At 70.0% G+C, this 1,917-nt stretch carries 2 pseudogenes; both read left to right on the forward strand.

What is annotated here, in order from left to right:
- Positions 1 to 577 precede the first annotated feature (577 nt).
- A pseudogene (locus M3673_RS19820) lies at positions 578 to 658 on the forward strand (hypothetical protein); the annotation flags it as partial.
- A 117-nt stretch (positions 659 to 775) separates the two neighbouring features.
- Positions 776 to 1,078, forward strand: a pseudogene (locus tag M3673_RS18685) (DDE-type integrase/transposase/recombinase); the annotation flags it as partial.
- Positions 1,079 to 1,917 lie beyond the last annotated feature (839 nt).

Below are 1,917 nucleotides of genomic sequence, written 5' to 3' on the forward strand. Positions count from 1 at the left end.
GGAAGTTAAGCCTTTCAGCGCCGATGGTACTGCAACCGAGAGGTTGTGGGAGAGTAGGACGCCGCCGGACAATTCTTAGTGCTTGTGGGGTCACCTGTTACCGGGTGGCCCCACAAGCCATTTCAGGGCCTTTCAGCCAGGACACGTCCCAGTCCATCGATCGAGTAGCGCACGGCGGTCGGAGCAGACGTGGCGCACGGCGCAGACCCCGAGCCGTGGGGTGCTGCGTGTGGACCCACGAGGCCGGCATCGTCGCCAGCGAGGCTCGCACAAGCCGAGGCCCGGCAGCGGCATCACGGTCATCGTTCGCGGGCGTGCCTACCCAGCTGGTCGGGTCGTGCGCTGTCCCGAGTCGGTCGACGACGCCCGCCACCTGAGCGTCCTCGAGCGCGGCCAATGTCAGGGCCCACTCCTCGAGGGACGGTCGGGCAGGCCGATCGCGGCGGGGGTGTGACGTTCTCCGCCCGCCCCGGTCGCGAGTCGCGGTGCGGCACCACCTCGCGTGGCGTGGCGCGATGACCCGGCATGGTGGTCGAGAACCTGCGACGACGCGATCTGACGTCGTTGGCAGGGCTGGAAGCCGGCTCGTACCGCTGAACGGTTCGACGTGTCGCGGCAGACCGCTGCGAAGTGGACGGCCCGTTGCCGCGAGGAGGGTCCTGACGGCATGAGGGTCCGGTCGAGATCGGCGAGCGGCTCACGATGTCCGGTGCCGGCTGAACCGCCTGCCCCACATCGATACGGACACCAGCACCCCGGCGACCTGATCCACGTCATCGACGACCACTCCCGGGTCGCCTACGTCCAGACCCGCGACGATGAGACCAAGGAGACCGTGACCCAGGTCCTGCGCAACGGAGTCGCCTGGTTCGTCGTCCGCGGCGTCACCGTTCGTCGGGTGCTCGGTGACAACGGCGGCCGCTATAAGTCCCACCTGTGGAGCGAGACCTGAGCCGAGCTCGAGACCACGCCGAAACGCACACGCCCCTACCGTCCAGGGACCAACGGCACGATCGAGCGGTTCCACCGCACCCTGGCCGAGGGCTGCGCCTTCAGGAAGTTCTTCAACTCCGAATCCGCCGGACCCGCCGCTCTGCCAATCGGGAAGGCCGCACCCATCACCAGGTGAACAACCTGGTTGGGCATCACCCCGAGGCGTCTTCGGGGGCGCGGCGGCGCGATCTCGGTCGAACGCCGCGCCCACCCTCGGCAGGCCAGGGTTGGGCGAGTCCGCGGAGATGAGTCTGAGGAAGAGGTGGCCGGCGCGAACCCAGCGGCGACGCGGTCCGCCACAGCTTGATCGCCACCGACCTCAAGGTGTCCTTCGCCGAGCCGATGGGCTCTGGACTGGGGCACCCGGCCGATGGGGGGCCAACCACTCCCGCCACCCGGTGCGCCGGACCCGTTCGTCCCGAGACAGACCACCCACCGGGTGCGGAGAACGGTGGGCTCGAGGAGTCGGTCAGCTGGACGGGGCCGAGTCAGGCGACCGGGGCTGTGCGAGCAGGAGCTCCCAGGGGGATGCAGCGGGCTGGGATGTCACCGGTGCTGAGCATCTACTGGTCAGTGCGACCACGGCGCTGGGGGCATGGGCACCACCGGGCCGCGATGGTTGGGACCGCCGGCGCAGCGTGGGTGGGGCTGTCGCAAGGAGAAGGACCACGGCCACGACGACGAGCCGCTGCGCGGGAGCCCGCATGACGAGCCGTTGCACCACGATGCGAGGAGGTGACTGGTCGGAGACGGGGACGCCGACCCCACGGTTCACCCGGTGCGGTGGCGGCGCAGGACGACACCGACCCCGTCGCACCGAAGCAAGCCGTGGAGCCACTGACAAGGAGATCGAGCGACCGGGCAGCCCGCGGCCGAGTCGAATGTGGGGGGGGGGGGGGGGGGGGGGGGGGGGGGGGGGCTCTC

Source organism: Nocardioides sp. P86, from assembly GCF_023712465.1.
GTDB lineage: Bacteria > Actinomycetota > Actinomycetes > Propionibacteriales > Nocardioidaceae > Nocardioides > Nocardioides kribbensis.